General features: G+C 62.3%; 14 protein-coding genes. 2 read left to right on the forward strand and 12 right to left on the reverse strand.

Going from position 1 to position 15,689, the window contains the following annotated elements; translation table 11 throughout:
- Positions 1-8: 8 nt before the first annotated feature.
- Genes ACWIVK_RS03440 through ACWIVK_RS03450 form a run of 3 tightly spaced genes read right to left on the reverse strand, consistent with a single transcriptional unit; the run spans position 9 to position 2,651 of the window.
- On the reverse strand, positions 9-500 hold the full coding sequence (locus ACWIVK_RS03440; RefSeq protein ID WP_448575156.1) for a DUF402 domain-containing protein: 492 nt from the start codon (positions 498-500) through the stop codon (positions 9-11).
- 7 nt (positions 501-507) lie between these two features.
- Positions 508-1,863, reverse strand: coding sequence for a phosphoglucosamine mutase (glmM, locus tag ACWIVK_RS03445; RefSeq protein ID WP_448575157.1), 1,356 nt, complete (start codon positions 1,861-1,863; stop codon positions 508-510).
- A gap of 29 nt (positions 1,864-1,892) precedes the next feature.
- Positions 1,893-2,651 carry a Nif3-like dinuclear metal center hexameric protein gene (locus ACWIVK_RS03450; protein ID WP_448575158.1) on the reverse strand — a complete coding sequence of 253 codons (759 nt, stop codon included), beginning with the start codon at positions 2,649-2,651 and terminating at the stop codon, positions 1,893-1,895.
- Positions 2,652-2,786: 135 nt separating this feature from the next.
- On the opposite strand from ACWIVK_RS03450, the gene ACWIVK_RS03455 reads away from it, so the two are divergent.
- The gene (locus ACWIVK_RS03455; RefSeq protein WP_448575159.1) at positions 2,787-3,695 is read left to right on the forward strand and encodes a PHP domain-containing protein; all 909 of its coding nucleotides are present in this window, start codon (positions 2,787-2,789) and stop codon (positions 3,693-3,695) included.
- A gap of 3 nt (positions 3,696-3,698) precedes the next feature.
- Here ACWIVK_RS03455 and ACWIVK_RS03460 read toward each other — a convergent pair whose 3' ends face one another.
- The 7 genes from ACWIVK_RS03460 to ACWIVK_RS03490 form a co-directional block, all read right to left on the reverse strand.
- Positions 3,699-4,367, reverse strand: coding sequence for a hypothetical protein (locus ACWIVK_RS03460; RefSeq protein WP_448575160.1), 669 nt, complete (start codon positions 4,365-4,367; stop codon positions 3,699-3,701).
- A 78-nt stretch (positions 4,368-4,445) separates the two neighbouring features.
- Entirely contained in the window at positions 4,446-5,843 is a 1,398-nt protein-coding gene (locus ACWIVK_RS03465; RefSeq protein ID WP_448575161.1) for a selenium-binding protein SBP56-related protein, read from the reverse strand.
- A 43-nt stretch (positions 5,844-5,886) separates the two neighbouring features.
- Positions 5,887-6,330 (reverse strand): iron-sulfur cluster assembly scaffold protein, encoded by a 444-nt coding sequence (locus tag ACWIVK_RS03470; RefSeq protein ID WP_448575162.1) that lies wholly within the window; start codon positions 6,328-6,330, stop codon positions 5,887-5,889.
- Between the two features lie 91 nt (positions 6,331-6,421).
- The gene (locus ACWIVK_RS03475) at positions 6,422-7,321 is read right to left on the reverse strand and encodes a sulfurtransferase (protein WP_448575163.1); all 900 of its coding nucleotides are present in this window, start codon (positions 7,319-7,321) and stop codon (positions 6,422-6,424) included.
- Positions 7,322-7,381: 60 nt separating this feature from the next.
- The gene (locus ACWIVK_RS03480) at positions 7,382-7,945 is read right to left on the reverse strand and encodes an OsmC family protein (protein WP_448575164.1); all 564 of its coding nucleotides are present in this window, start codon (positions 7,943-7,945) and stop codon (positions 7,382-7,384) included.
- Between the two features lie 502 nt (positions 7,946-8,447).
- Positions 8,448-10,070, reverse strand: coding sequence for an MDR family MFS transporter (locus tag ACWIVK_RS03485; RefSeq protein WP_448575165.1), 1,623 nt, complete (start codon positions 10,068-10,070; stop codon positions 8,448-8,450).
- Between the two features lie 2 nt (positions 10,071-10,072).
- Positions 10,073-10,537, reverse strand: a complete 465-nt coding sequence (locus ACWIVK_RS03490; protein WP_448575167.1) for a MarR family winged helix-turn-helix transcriptional regulator — start codon at positions 10,535-10,537, stop codon at positions 10,073-10,075.
- A gap of 320 nt (positions 10,538-10,857) precedes the next feature.
- Between ACWIVK_RS03490 and dnaA the strand changes: the two genes are divergently transcribed.
- Positions 10,858-12,255 (forward strand): chromosomal replication initiator protein DnaA, encoded by a 1,398-nt coding sequence (gene dnaA, locus ACWIVK_RS03495; RefSeq protein WP_448575168.1) that lies wholly within the window; start codon positions 10,858-10,860, stop codon positions 12,253-12,255.
- Here dnaA and ACWIVK_RS03500 read toward each other — a convergent pair.
- Positions 12,249-12,674: a hypothetical protein gene (locus ACWIVK_RS03500; RefSeq protein WP_448575169.1), complete on the reverse strand. Its 426-nt coding sequence runs from the start codon at positions 12,672-12,674 to the stop codon at positions 12,249-12,251. The genes dnaA and ACWIVK_RS03500 overlap by 7 nt on opposite strands.
- A gap of 38 nt (positions 12,675-12,712) precedes the next feature.
- Positions 12,713-15,652 (reverse strand): FAD-binding and (Fe-S)-binding domain-containing protein, encoded by a 2,940-nt coding sequence (locus tag ACWIVK_RS03505; protein WP_448575170.1) that lies wholly within the window; start codon positions 15,650-15,652, stop codon positions 12,713-12,715.
- Positions 15,653-15,689 lie beyond the last annotated feature (37 nt).

Here is a 15,689-nt window from a genome sequence, read left to right on the forward strand (position 1 = left end):
CATGCTGGTCAGCCATAAAGCTCGAACGGATAAGCGCGCGTGCGCAGCGCGCTGAGCAGGCGGTCGCGCGCGGCGAGGATACAGGCGTACCCTTCCGGATCGCGCTGGCTCAGTTGACTTTCCTCCAGTTCTTCTTCGTCGAGCACCGTGATCTGCCCATCAGGTTCTCCGATGACGTCGATGTACAGGTCACGCCAGAAGAGCGTTCTCTCTTCCAGGTAGGCAGGGCAAGCGACGTTCGCGTACCAGCCCTTGAACCTTCCATCGGGGGCAAAAAGCGCGAAGGCGTTGATCGGTTCGACGAAAGAGAAAAATTCGATGAGCCGGTCACCAGGCTCGAATCGGAGCGGACCAGCTTCGACCGTTCCGAGTCGCCAGTCAGCGACGATCGCGATCCACCCAGGGGCGGCCGGGTGGATCGTGCCGGAATAACGAGCGACTACTCGACCGACCGGGTCCAGCTTGACGATGGTGAGTGTGTGCTCACCTCGGAACCGCACGCTCGCCTCAGCTTGCAGCGGCTCGGCGAACGACCGACAACACTTCTTCGGTCTTCTGGCGAAGCAGCTCGGGCGTCGTCGCCTCCACGTTGATGCGCAGAAGCGGTTGCGTATTGGAGGGACGCGCGTTGAACCACCAATCGGGATACTCGACCGTGAGACCATCGAGATGATCGATGTTCCCATCGTGGAAGTGGATTTCCAGCGCCCTCAGAACGGCTTGGAAATCGTGCACCTCGATATTGATCTCGCCCGAGCGGTAGTACCGGTCGATCGGTGCGATCGCCTGCGAGACAGTCACGCCCTCGCGTGACAAGAGCTCGAGGACGGTCACTGCCGCGATGATCCCGGAGTCGGCATACCAGTTGTCCCGGAAGTAAAAGTGTCCGGAGTGCTCGCCGCCGAAGATCGCGTCCTGTTCGCGCATCAGCGCCTTGATGAAGGAATGCCCGACGCGCGAGCGGATCGGTATGCCACCGTTTTCCCGGATCACTTCGGGAACGGCGCGAGAGCAGATGAGGTTATAGACGATTTTGGCCCCTGGGTGCTTGTGCAGCAGTGCCTTGGCGACGAGTGCCGTCACCATGTCCCCACCAACGAACCGGGCACGCTCGTCCAGGATGAACATCCGGTCGGCGTCACCATCGAACGCGATACCGAGACCAGCCTGATGGTGGAGCACGGCTCGCTGGAGGTCACGAATGTTCTCTGGCTCGATCGGATTCGGCACGTGATTGGGAAAGCGTCCGTCCAGTTCGAAGTAGAGCGGAATGATGCGGAGCGGGAGTCGTCCGAGGACCTTGGGAGCGATCAGTCCTCCCATGCCGTTTCCAGCGTCGACGGCGACCGTGAACGGTTTGATGACATTCCGGTCGATGAACGACAACACGTGTTCTGCGAAATCGTCGAGAATGTCTCGCTGCTCGAGCGTCCCGCGCTGGTCAGGCTGGGGGAACTCCCCCCGCAGAACCAGATCGCGGATTTCGCCGATCCCGCGGTCGAGACTGAGCGCCTGCGCCTCTTCGCGACAGAGTTTGAACCCGTTATATTCCGGCGGGTTGTGCGAGGCCGTTACCATGATGCCGCCGTCGAAGCGATATTTCCCCACCGCAAAGTACAGGGCATCGGTGCTCACGAGCCCAACATCAGTCACGTGGACACCCTGATCGAGTAGGCCGCGAATCACGGCCTCGGCAAGGGCTGGCGAGGACACGCGCATATCGCGCCCAACGACGACGTTCCTCGGACGCAGATAGAGCGCGAAGGCACGGCCGATCCGGTAGGCGAGGGTCTCGTCCAGTTCCTCCGGATAAATTCCCCGGATATCGTAGGCCTTGAAGACTCGTGCGATCGTACCAGCCAAGGGGTCGCTCCTTTCCGAACTCGACAGTCTCAAATCGGGTTGGGGTCATGGAGGAACGTACTCTCGAGACCGAATGTCGCGGAGAGATGCTTGGCCAGTGCTTGTACCCCCAGTCGTTCGGTCGCTTCGTGTCCCGCCGCGATGACGGTGATGCCCAGTTCCCGAGCCAAGGCCATCGTCGTCTCGCGCGCTTCGCCGGTCACGAGCACTTGGCAGTGTCGTTCTGCCGCTTCGACGACCGCACTCGCTCCTGAACCACTGAGAATGGCGACCCGCTCGACGATGGAAGGTCCTCCAGCCAGAACTGTCGGCTGGCGATCCGTCACGCGCGCGATCGCCAGGACCAGCTGGTCCAGCGGCCACGGCTGCGGTGGGCGTGCGATCGATCCGATGGGGGTACTTCCCACTTCGGCAAACGGTTCGACCGGCTCGAGTCCGAGCGCGAAAGCCAACTGGGCGTTGTTGCCCAGTTCGGAGTGGGCATCGAGAGGCAAGTGGTAGGAGAGGAGACTTACACCGTGCAGGAGCAATGGTCGCAATCGTCGCCGCACCACACCGCTGATCGAGCGGACACCGTCTCCCCAGAACAACCCATGATGGACGAGCAGCGCATCGGCATCCCAGGCAACCGCTTCCTCGATGGTTCGCTGGTTCGCGCTGACAGCACAGGCGAGTCGCCGGATGATCCGCTCGCCTTCGACCTGGAGTCCGTTCGTCGCAGCGTCGCGAAACCGTTGTGCATCGAGCAGTCGGTCACAGTAGCGGACCAGGTCGTGCACAGCGATCATGCGTGGTTCCTCCTGCCCCGATTCTGCCACGGACTGGGTCGCCGAGGAATCCCTCTCCAGAGTGGGGAAGTGCAAAAAAGGGGCAGTGGTCGACAGGCGGTGTGCTCGGGAATACTGGGGCGGGAGGAAGCGACCATGCACTCGATTTTCGCTCACGATGCGGTGGACTTGCACTTGCACACACTGGCGAGCGACGGGCGCTGGACGGTCGCCGAACTCATCGACTACCTGGCCACGAAGCGCTTTCGTGTCGCTGCACTGTGTGACCACGATACGATGGCTGCAGTCGATGAGGCGATCGAGCTGGGGAAGAAGTACGGACTCGTCATCGTCCCAGGTGTCGAGGTGACGACGCGCTGGGCCGACCGGCAGTGGCACCTGCTCGTCTATGGGGTGGATCCAGCGTTGCCAGCGGCGCGTGCTTTCCGCGCGATACTGGACGAATTAGCTGATCGACTGTGGGCGGAGGCAGCGCGAGCGATCGTCACGCTGGAACGCAACGGATACCGTTTGCGCGCGCTGCGAGAGATCGTCGGTGGGCGTCCGCTGCGACCACATCATGTTCTCTTGACGCTGATTCACGAGGGCTATGCTACGAACCTCGCCACTGCGCACGAGATCACCAAGCGTCTCGGCGAGCCGATGACGGTCGATGTCCCGTTGGCGCGCGTGGTAGCGGCGGCGCACGATGCCGGCGGTGTCTGCGTACTGGCGCATCCCGGGCGTGACGATGGAGCTGGTGTCCTCACCGAGGAGACGCTCGAGCGCATGCGGATGGAGATCCCGGTCGATGGCTTGGAGGCACATTACCGCTCGCATACTCCAGAGCAAACAGAGACACTGCGGGCCTGGTGCGCACGGTTCGGCCTTTTGGCCAGTGCGGGTTCCGATTCGCACGCACCCGGTCATCCGGTCGATCCGATCCCGTATCCTGCCGTGTCGATCGCCGGATTGTTGAGCCGTTTTGCAATCGATGTCCTGTCCGGAGAGGAAGAGACAGAGCACGGTGCTGTCGCCGAACAGGCGAGCAGTCGAGCTGAGTGACGCTCATACGATCGCTCGCAGGCCGAGTACGGCCGTCAGGAGGCCGGTCGCAACGAGGACGACGATCCAGACGAGGTCGATATTGACCCAAGCACGGCGGAGAATCTCCACCCCGAGTTCACGGTAGACGATGATCGCGATCACGGTCATCGTGGCGAACATGGCCGCAGTGTGGACCAGCGTCGCGGCCAAGGCGACTCCGAGCGAGCTACCGAGTCCCTTCCAGTGCTCGAGGTGACTATCAGGAACCAGGTTGTTACCCCTGCTGGTCAGCGCGATCAGAACCGGAGCGATCATCAGCCCGGCGCCATGGGCGGTGGCCATGAGAAATGACCACACGGCGAGTTCGCGTTGGGTCGCGCGAAAACGCGTGCGTGGGTGACGGAAGCGACGCCACAGGCGCCATCCAGCGAAGCCGATCAGCACGACTCCAGCGCCGAGTAGGAGGATGGGCTGCGGAACTGTCTCGCCGAGGACGACGGTCACCACCGCGATCAGGGCGATGGCTGCAGCGTGGCCCAGCGCGATGGGAAGAAGCGCGGCGAAAACCGCTGCGAGCCGTTGTTCCTGTAAGCCGAGCGCGACGGCAAAGAGCCAGCCCATGGCTGGATTCGCGCCGTGAAAGGCGCCGAGCAAAACCAGCGAGAACCAGGCCCAGAGATCGTGCTCCATCCCGTCTCCGTTCAGCCGAACACGAGACGAGCGCCCCGCCGCCCTGGCGGGGCGCCCCGGTGCGGCCGCGTCATCGCCTCACGGATAGCAGTAGGAGTCGCTCGATGCGTCTCCTCCCTGGAGGCGGATCTGGTGTGCTCGCTGATCGCCGAAGTCGACGAAGAAGTTGGGGTCGAACTGCATGCCGCCCTCTGGGTCGACATCGACCTTCACCATCCAGCCGCGGATACCGTCCGGATAGAATTGCGCATCCCACGGCAGATAGAGAGAGTTCGTGAAGTAAACGCGGCGACCGTCGCGGCTGACCTCGACCATCTGTGGGCCGCCGTTGAGCGGACCGGACACAGCGGGATGCCCCGCGCGCCGGACGATTCCCCCGATCTGAAGGAGTCCGGTGAGCTTGGGAGCGAACGGGTCCGAGACGTCGTACTGGCGGAGTTCGCCGGTTCCCCAGCACGAGACATAGAGGAAGCGATCGTCGACACTGAGGTCGATATCGGTGACCAGTGGCGGTACCGCCTTGAACGGCTTGAGGATATCCGGCAGTTGGTCCTCGTCGGCTGGTTCAGCTGGAATCTCGATCACCTTCTGGATCTTCCACTCACCGTTCTGGCGATACCACAGCCAGATACCCGAGGAGAGATCCTTCAAGCTCACGACGGCATTGACGAAACCATACGCCTTGGTGGGATCGTGAGCCGGGCGGAGCTCGAGAATCATCTGATGCTCGCTACCCAAATCGAGCGCTTGGAGCCGGCGCCGCCGATGGAGATCCCAGAGGTGGATTCGATGGCCGTACTTACCAGCGAGAAGCTCCTCCCCGAGGACGCCATGCTCGACCATGCGCGGTGTACCCCATTCGCTGGTGATCATGGTGTCGTAGCCGAGATGCCACCAGAAGTCATAGTGCAGATACTGGTCACCGCGATCGATCTCCCACCGCCCGAGTACCTCGAAGGTATCGTGGTCGAGAATGAAGATCCCTCCAGGGCCTTCGCCTTCCGGGGTGCCCAGTGCCGAGATGTAGATGCCGTCCGGACCGCAGTGCACCGTGTGTGGCCGGGCGTAGTAGGCGCGCTCGTACAACTCCTCTGGATCGATGACTTTGACCACGCGAGGCTGCGTGGGATCCTCCTTCGTGTCGAGGATCGTGATGTGCGAGCTACGGATATCAGGCACGACGAGGTAGCGTCGCTCCACGTGGGGGTGCGGTGCATTCGGGCAGAGCATCGAACTACAGGCGTTCCAGCCGAAATGATGGAGTTCGCCCCCCTCGTACGGCATCTCGGTGACGCCGACGATCTTGCCGTACGTACTCGAGTGCGGATCGACATCCACGACGCACATGGCATCGCGCTGGCCGTTGCCGCTGCCGTTCGGGTTGAGCCGAACGACATACGCAAGTTTCTCCGGCGGTGCCTTCATCGCCAGGCGCGGTGAGGGGTAAAAGGTCGGGTCCGGTCGCCAGGTAGCCATCGCAGCACCTCCCATGTCCTACTCGCCTCGTCCCACAGCACGCTCACGGTGAAGACTCGTCGCGTTGCTCTCCGCTGGCGATGTCGAGCAGGGCCTGCCGGCGTTCACGCTCGTATTTTTGGATCGCTGCCTTGAGGACGCTCAAGGCGAGCGAGGCACAGCGGGGGCGGGAGCGAGCAGCTTCCGCGCCGACGAGGTCTTGCACCAAACTGAAGTCGACCGCTGCAACGCGACTGATCGTCCAATGTCCCTGGTGCAATCGCTCCATGAGAAGCGACGCGGCGGCCTGACTGACACCGCAGCCTTGCCCTGTAAAATGCGCATCCTCGATCGTTTCGCCATCAGCGGCGATCTTCAAGTAGACCGTTACCACGTCACCGCACTCCGGATTCCCGCCTTCGAGAACGACGGTGGCATCCTCCAGGGGACCGTGATGACGTGGGTTGCGGACGTGGTCGCGGAGGAGCTCGAAGGTACTTTGCCTCATCCCCCACCCCCCGGTGATCCCGTGCACCGGACCGGCCGGAGCCAACTCGAGCGAAGGCGCGACAGGGTGCGGTGGAGCCGCACCCTGTCGCTTACCGCTCGATCGGAACTCCGACGACGTTCCCCCACTCGGTCCATGAGCCGTCGTAGTTACGGACTTTCGGATAGCCGAGCAGTTCATGAAGCACGAACCAAGTGTGCGAGGATCGTTCGCCGATGCGGCAGTAGACGATCACTTCCTTGTCCGGTGTCACGCCCTGGCTCTCGTACAGTTTGCGGAGCTCTTCCGGCGACTTGAATGTGCCGTCCTCGTTGACAGCCTGTGCCCAGGGGATATTGGCAGCACCCGGGATGTGGCCACCGCGGAGCGCTCCTTCCTGGGGGTAGTCCGGCATGTGCAGGAGTTCGCCGCGGTACTCGCCGGGACTGCGCACGTCGACCAAGGCACCACGCGGCTCGCTGACCTTCTGGCGGTCTCGGTAACCGATGAAGGCGAGCACCTCGTCACGGAAGACGCGGAGTTCAGGATTCGGTTTCGGTACCGGATAGTTGGTGCGAGGATAGGTGGGAACCTCGCGCGTCATCGGTCGACCTTCGGCCTCCCACTTCTTGCGTCCGCCGTCCATGATGGACAATGGACCGTGGCCCATGTAACGGAAGAACCAGAAGGCGTACGCGGCCCACCAGTTGTTCTTGTCGCCGTAGAATACGACGCGCGTTTCCGGGGTGATGCCCAACCGGGAGCACAGTTCCGCGAACTGCTCCGGGCCGATGAAATCGCGAACGACGGGATCTTGCAGATCGGTATGCCAGTCGACCTTCACAGCGCCCGGAATGTGCCCGAGTTCATAGAGCAGGACGTCTTCGTCGCTCTCCACGATGCGCACATTCGGGTCGGTGAGGTGCTCGGCGACCCACTCGGTCGTCACGAGCGATTCCGGATGGGCGTACCCGCGGGCAGCAACACGCGGATCAATCTCCAGTGTCGCCATCCTGAGACCTCCCCTTTCCTCTCGTGACAACTGAGCTGCCATCCATACTCTATCGCACCGTCAGCGTGTGGTCAAGACACGATCGGCACCGGTACTCATCGGGCGAGATACCTCGAGGATCGTCTCGGTCGGAACTGGATGGCGGAGCATGTCGGATACCGGACAGAGCTGGTCAGCGAGGTCGAGTAGGTCGCGGAGACGCTCCTCCGGTTCCGGGCTCGTGATGTGCACGGTCATCTCGATACGCTGGAACCCTGGTCGGACCGCGCGATCGATACCCAGGAAGCCTCGCAGATCGAGTTCGCCCTGGACCTCGACTTCGATCGTCTCGATCCGGAGTCCGAGCTGCTCAGCCAGGACAGCGAGTGTCAGTTCCTGGCAAGCACCGAGCGCGACCAGCAGCAGTTCTGCAGGATTGGGTCCGCGGTCCGTACCACCGAAGGCTGGGGGTTCGTCGATGACGATAGGTTCGAACTGGCGCACGTGGCCGATCGCTCGCGTTCCGCCTTGCCAATGGACACGCACGGTCGTCGTACCGGTCGCGAGCCGAGGATTGGCGCGAATCGCCGCTGCGAGATTGGAAACGGCTTCCTTCACGAGCATACCGTTGGTGCGAACGGTCATGACTCTCCTCCGCACACGTCGAACCATCGCGGACAGGCTCCTGCTGCCGTGCGTGACAGCGGAAAACCACTCGCGTTCTTCGTTCACTCGGTGAGCGATGAGAGGTCGGGAGAACCTCTAACGGAGGCTACAGTCGCAGATACGAGGCCAGAAGGAATAGACCCCGATCATCGTCGGGCAAGGGGGTACCAGACAATAGTGCAATCGGCTGTGATCGCGGTCGTACCAGTTCGGGAGCAGCATCGGTCCCACCGATTCCTTTGCGAGGACCAAGTCTACTGTTGAAGCAGCTGCTCGTCAAGCAGGGAGCTCTCGCTTCGCTCGCTCCGGCTCCAGTCATGGCGGAAACCGTTCGTCGCGACCACCGAAAACACGGCTCGAGTGCGAGCGAGGTCTCTCGGCAGTGGTCGTCGCGCCTCGGCTCGCTCCTGCTTCTCCCGTGGCGGCTGTTCCGGCCAGTCGCTCTGCAATGACGACTGGCCGGAACGACTCTTTCGACTCGTCAGTGAGCCAACGGTGCTCCACCCGGCGAGCGGCGGCGGAGAGGGATTTCCGGGATGAAGAGGGTGAGGAGGAACGCGCCGATCAAGATGAGCATCCCCACGAAGAACACGGTGTCGATCGCGCTGGCCAGGGATTCGCGAACAGCAGTGAGCAAGAGTTGGAGCATCTCCTGCCCCCGTGGGCCGAACGCGGCAGCTTGCTGCTGCATCTGCTGCATCGCTTCTGGGCTCATGAAGACCTGCGGATTCTCGATCGCGTCGAGTTGTTGAGCAGGGATACTCGCGCGGATCGCATCGGGAATGCGAGTCGTGAGCTCATGCTGGAATCGGTTCGTCATCACTGTTCCCAGAATTGCGGCGCCCACGGTCCCGCCGATCGAGCGAAAGAAGGTGAGTGCCGAGGTGACCTCTCCCAGTCGCTGGGCGGGGAAAGCGTTTTGGACGATGATCGTGAAGAGGCTCATCGTCGTCCCGATACCGAGCCCGAGAATGATCATATTGCGGACGACGGTCGCGCCGCTCGTCGTGACATCCATCCGGGAGAGCAAAAACATACCGATGACCGCGACGGCCACGCTGCTGATGGCGAGGATCTTGTATCGTCCAGTGCGCGAGAGGATCTGGCCACCGACGATGCTGGAAAAGACGAACCCGAGCATCATCGGGGTCAAAACTGCGCCGGAATTGGTCGCTGTCCGGCCGAGCACCGCTTGCACGAAGAGCGGGAGGTAAAGGATCGTCCCGAACATCCCGATGGCGATGAGGAAGGCTGCCAGCAGGGTGGGGGTGAAGATCCGATTCCGGAACAGCCGCAGATCCAGAATCGGCTCCGGTGCTCGCAGTTCTGCGGCGACGAACAGGACGAGAGAGAGCGCGCTCGCCGCGAAGAGACCGATGATCGGTGGTGAATCCCACGGATATTCCGTTCCTGCCCAGGAGAAAGCGAGGAGCAACGGTGTCACGCCAGTGACGAGCAGAGCGGCACCGAGATAATCGATACGATGTTGTCGCCCGCTGGCTAGCTTCGGCATCGTCAGGCCGGTCGTGAGCAGAGCGAGGGCGCCGACCGGCATGTTGACGTAGAACACCCATCGCCATCCCCAGTTGTCGGTGATCCAGCCTCCCAGGCTCGGTCCGATGATGGCGCTGAAACCGAAGACGGCAGCGAACAGTCCTTGCCACTTACCGCGCTCGGCCGGCGGAAAGAGGTCACCGACGATCGCGATGGCGATCGGGAAGAGAGCACCGCCTCCGATGCCTTGGAGAGCGCGGAAGAGAATCAATTGGGTCATGCTCTGCGCCATTCCCGAAAGTGCAGAACCGATCAGAAAGACGATCATGCCGAAGAGGAAAAAGGTTCGGCGACCGTAGAGATCCGAGAGCTTTCCGTACAGTGGTACCGTGACGGTCGATGTGAGCATATAGGCAGTGAAGACCCACGCGTAGTGTTCGAGCCCTCGAAGTTCGGCAATGACACGCGGCATCGCGGTTCCGACGATCGTCTGATCGAGTGCAGCGAGCAACATACCGAGCAGAAGGCCTGGAAGGATCAAAGCCAGCCGACTTCGTTCGGTCTGCGCCCGTTCGGTTGCAGTTGTCTCGCGAACCGTTTGCGTTTCCATATTCAGCTCTCCCGTTCCATCGTCTCGTCACTCGTTCGACGGGCGGCTCTGGCGAGCGCACGGAGCCCACGCAGCAATGCCAGCAGATCCTCGCTTGCCAGGTCGCTCAAGAGGTCTCGCCAGGTGTGCTCGCTTCCCTGGCGCAACTGGTCGAGCACTGCTCGGCCGTCGGCTGTCAAACCGACGAGCGTGCGCCGACGATCGCGCTCGTCTTCGCGCCTCGTCACCAATCCCAGCTGAGTCAAGCGCTCGATCAAATGGCTCGCCGTCGGTGGACTGATGCGGAGTCGCTCGGCGACCTCGCTGACCGTGAGGGGGCCGCGGCAGGCGAGTGCGAAGAGCACTCTGAGTTGGGCCATCGAGAGATCCCGAGCTAGCAAGGGCGGCGGGCTGCGCCGGTGCAAGGAGGCGACGATCTCACGCATCTCGCCAATGATCGCTTCGATGATCTCGTCACGCTGCTCCACGCCTTCACCTCCGACACAGGACTCATCCCGTGCCAGTGTACGCCTTCCTTTCGAAGTTTTCAAAGCATTCGAAAATGTCGATTCAAATCGGCCGGTGATCCGGTAACTGCAGCTTGACGTATAATGAAGGTGAACGACTGCAGCACACCAAATGGTGCACACACCGCTCCACCCCTCCCCTTCCCGCGTTCGAGCCGGGCATGCGCCCGGCTCGACGTGATCAGGGTGTCAGTTGCGACTTCCTGGCACAGGTTGCCAGGCAGGATGCAGCATGCTAGGATGCAGCCAAGGTGTACGTACACAGCGGTCAGGGGGCAGCGATGCGGACGAAACAGCTTTGGCAGGTCGCTCTCGGGGATCTGGCCAAGCGGGTTTCGCGGGCCAACTTCGAGACGTGGCTCAAGCATACGGAGTTGGTCACGCTCGAGGGGGAACGAGCCACGATCGCTGCACCCTCCAGCTTCGCTGCCGAGCAGTTACGCAATAAGTTCGCTGCCGATATCCAAGAAACCTTGTCGCTCCTCTTGGGGCGCCCGATCGCGGTTCACTTCACGGTTCACGGACAGGAGGACGAGGAACACCCGGCGCAGCGTCGTCCACAGCGACGGGCGCTGGCCAATGAGGAAGGGGCGGCCTCCAAGCAGCTCTCGTTGACACCTTCCCCCGAGCACGGCCTGAATCCCCGGTACACCTTCGAGAAGTTCGTGGTCGGGCCGAACAATCGCCTGGCTCATGCCGCGGCCCTGGCAGTCGCTGATCGCCCCGGGGAGAAATTCAATCCCCTGTTCATCTACGGAGGCGTCGGTCTGGGGAAGACCCATCTTCTGCATGCCATCGGTCACCGTGCGCTGGCGAACCGGCCCACCCTCAAGGTCTGCTACGTGTCGTCGGAAGTGTTCACGAACGAGCTCATCAATGCCATTCGACATCAGCGGACCGACGACTTCCGTAATCGGTATCGAACCATCGATATTTTGATGATCGACGACATTCAGTTCATCGCCGGAAAAGAGAGCACACAGGAAGAGTTTTTCCATACATTCAATGCACTCTACCAGGCAGGGAAGCAGATCGTCATTTCCAGTGATCGACCGCCGCGCCTCATTCCGGATTTAGCGGATCGCTTGCGGTCCCGTTTCGAGGGCGGGCTTCTCGCGGACATCCAGCCACCCGATCTCGAGACACGCCAAGCGATCCTGATCGAGAAGGGGCGCGAGCTTGGTGTCCAGATGCCGTCGGATGTCGTGGAGTTCGTGGCTCGGCGGATCGAGAGCAATATCCGGGAGTTGGAAGGGGCGCTCAATCGGATCGTCGCGCTGGCCCAATTGACACACCAGCCGATCACCCTGGCGCTCGCTGTCGAGGCACTCCGTGAAGGGGACGCACGAGCAGTACGCGAACAGCTGACGCCCGAACTCGTGTTGCAGGCTGTCTGCCAACACTTCCGAGTTTCTCTGGCAGAGCTCGTCGGCCCAGGCCGGCGTCGCGAGATCGTCCTGCCGCGCCAGATCGCGATGTATCTCTTGCGCGAGGAGCTGGGACTTTCTCTGGTGGAGATCGGCCAGCGACTCGGAGGGCGCGACCACACGACTGTTCTCCACGGCGTGGACAAGGTAGAGGAACAGCTGCGGACCGATGAGCAACTCCGAGCCGATGTCCTCGCTGTGCGGGCGCGACTCTACGAGGACGCGAAGGCACCAGCGGCGAGCCGTCATTGACCGCGCAGCAGGATCAGCGCGAGTGCTGTGAGCACGATCAGGCCGACCCAGACCACGACGATGCCGGTGACTCCGGTCGTCACACCAGCGACGAATGTAAGAGGAACCGAGGTCAGCAGTACTACGGTGAGCAAGAGACCGCGGCCGATCGCGGTCCGCCGTCGTCGTCGCTCGTGCTGGCGCCAAAGCTGTTCGACACGCTCCTCGAGTGCCCGGTTCACTTCCGTGAGAAAGGCTTCGGCCAGTTCCCGATCGTAGTCCGGGCCGAGTTCGCGTCGAGCGGCGAGCGCGATCCGCAGCTCCTCGACCAGTGCCGGATCGAGTGGCTGTCCTGTTCGGCTGCGCGAGCGCGTCACGGCGCTTACCACAGCATCGACCAAGGCTGACCAGCGTGTCGGCGCATGCTCGGGTGGCGTCATCCTCGTCTCCCGGTTTCGCCTGCGTGCTGTGGCTGCCCTCAATGATGCGTGCGATCGAGCCGCTGGGCCAGTACTTCGGTGACGTGGAACGGTCGACGTCCCGTGAAGTGGGCGATCTGCTCCCGGCAGGAGACGCCCATGACGGCGATCACCGCATCGTCCGGCTGCTCGAGGACTTTGGGGAACAGACGATCCGCCCCGATCTTGCGCGAAATCTCGTAATGTTCGGCCTCGTAGCCGAACGAGCCGGCCATCCCGCAGCATCCGGCGCCGCTGTCCTCGACCTGGCAACCGGCAGCGCGCAACAGGCTCATCGTGTGTTTGATACCGATGAGCGCCTTTTGATGGCAATGGCCATGGAAGAGAACGCGTGGACCCGGATCGGATCGCCAGGGAAGCTGCAAGCCTTCGTGTTCCATCGCCCGAGTGAGGAATTCGTCGATGAGGAAGCTGCGTTCGGCAACGGCTGCAACGTCCGGGCTGTCCGGTAACAGGTCAGGATACTCGTCGCGGAAGCTCAAGATGCAGCTCGGCTCGGTACCGACGATCGGAATGCCCGCACGGGCAAAGGGTGCCAAGAGAGCCACGTTCTCCCGCGCGAGCCGCTGAGCGTCGCGCAAGAGACCCTTGGAGATCATCGGTCGGCCGCAGCAACGGCGCCGTTCGAGGACGAGCACCTGATAGCCAGCCGCTTCGAGAAGCGCGACCGTCGCCCGGCCGATCTCCGGGTAGTTATAGGTGACGAAGGTATCGTGGAAGTACACGACGGGGCCGCGCAGGCCATCGGTCTGCGGGACGTGCTGTTCCCGGAACCAGCGATCGAAGGAAACACGAACGAACGTGGGTAAAGCTCGCTCCGGGTGCACGCCGAGCAGGCGCTTGCCCACCGCACCGAGAGGACTGCGGGCGAGCAGGTTGCTCATCGGAGCCGTCCGGGAACCGATGCGGTTGAGGAGATGGATATGACCGAACGCGCGAGCACGCAGAGGCGTGCCGTGAGCTGCGTAGTAGTGGGCCAGAAACTCCGCTTTGATGCGAGCCATGTCGACGCTGGAAGGACATTCCGTTTTGCAAGCCTTGCAGGAGAGACAGAGATCGAGCACGTCATAGGTGCGGGGATCAGTGAAGTGACGAACGGTCAAGATGCGCCCAGCCAGCGCGTTCCGCAAGACGTTCGCTCGTGCTCGAGTCGTATCTCGCTCGTCGCGCGTCGCCATGTACGAGGGACACATGGTCCCGGTACCGAGCTTGCGGCAGACCCCAGCGCCATTGCACATCTCGATCGCACGGAGAAAACCGCCGTCGTGCGCAAAGCGGAAGTAGGTCTTGGGTTCCAATGGTCGGTAATCGGGGCCATACCGGAGATGCTGATCGAGCGGTGGGCAATCGACGATCTTGCCGGGATTCAGGAGACGCAGCGGGTCGAAGGCCGCTTTGAGTTCCCGCATGCACTGATAGAGAGTGGGGCCGAACAGAAGCGGGTTCAGTTCACCCCGCGCGAGCCCGTCACCGTGCTCTCCACTCAACACACCGCCGAATCGCTTGGCCAGGGCGAGCGACCCTTCGGTCAGGGCTCGCATGATGCGCACGCCTTCGGCGGTCTTGAGGTTGACCAATGGCCGCACATGGAGACAACCGGCACTGGCATGAGCATAGAAAGCAGCGGTCGTACCATGCTCGGCCACGAGACGAAGGATCTCGCGGACGTAGTCGGCAAGATGCTCGACTGGCACGGACACGTCCTCGATACAGGCGATCGGCTTGAAATCGCTCCGGATACTGTAGAGCAAGCCCAGTCCGGCCTTGCGGACTGCCCAGACATCAGCTTGCTGCTGGCGGTCGAGGATGGCGAGTGGATCGCGACCCAACCGTTTTTCGCTGGTCATGGCGAGGAGCCGTTCGATTTTCGCGCGGAGTTCGGGCTCGCTTTCCGCGAAGTACTCGATCATCAACAGCGCTTCCGGATTGCCACGCAAGAAAGCGATGCGGGGTGCGTAACCCGGTTGTTCCCGGGTGAGCCGGATCAACATGCCATCCATGAGCTCGACTGCTGCTGGATCGGTCTCCAGCAGGGAGGGGACCGCCTCCATCGCAGCGACGAGGTCGTCGAATTGGAGGAGAACCAGGCCGGTGTGCTGAGGCACGGGAACCAGAGCAAGCGTGTATTCCAGCCCGACGGCCAGGGTTCCTTCCGAACTCGCCAGGAGCCGGGCCACGTTGAGTTGGGGCTCCAGGAGGACGGGTAACCCGTAGCCGCTCGCTCGTCGCCAGTGCTTGGGATACTCGCGGGCGATCGCTTCCCCGTACTCTGCGCGCAGCCGCAAGAGCTCGCGGTACAGCTGTCCTTCACGCGACTCGGTCGCTGCGCGTCGCTCTACCTCCTCCCACGAGAGGGCACGGAAGCTCAGCTCGGTGCCATCCGCTAACAACGTGTGGGCTTCTACCACATGGTCAGCTGTCATGCCGTAGAGGATCGAGTGCGATCCTGACGCGTTGTTCCCGATAACCCCACCGATCGTCGCACGATCGGCACTGGCGGGATCGGGACCGAACATCAGGCCATACCGACGAAGGCGTGCATTGAGCTGAGCCAGCACTATGCCCGGCTGAACGCGGACGAGGCGAGCGGACGGGTCGATCTCGAGCAACTCGTTCAGATATTTCGAAAAGTCGATGATGACTGCTCTCCCGACCGCCTGTCCCGCGAGGCTGCTGCCACCACCGCGTGGGAGGACTGGAACGCGATGCTCGCGCGCCAGTTCGAGGGTCGTCCGCACATCGTCGTAGGTTCGGGGGATGACGACGCCGAGCGGTTCGATCTGGTAATTCGAGGCATCGGTACTGTAGAGCATCCGAGAGTAAAGGTCGAAGCGAACTTCACCCTCGATCCGCCAGCGGAGGGCCTGCTCGAGGGCTGCGGCAGCATCGCGTGTTTCCCGATCGATCTCTGCCGTCGCGTTGGTCGATATTCTCGTCACCGTGCTGTCCCTTCTGGGGTTGCCAGCTCACCGACCA

It is taken from the genome of Thermomicrobium sp. (assembly GCF_053493975.1).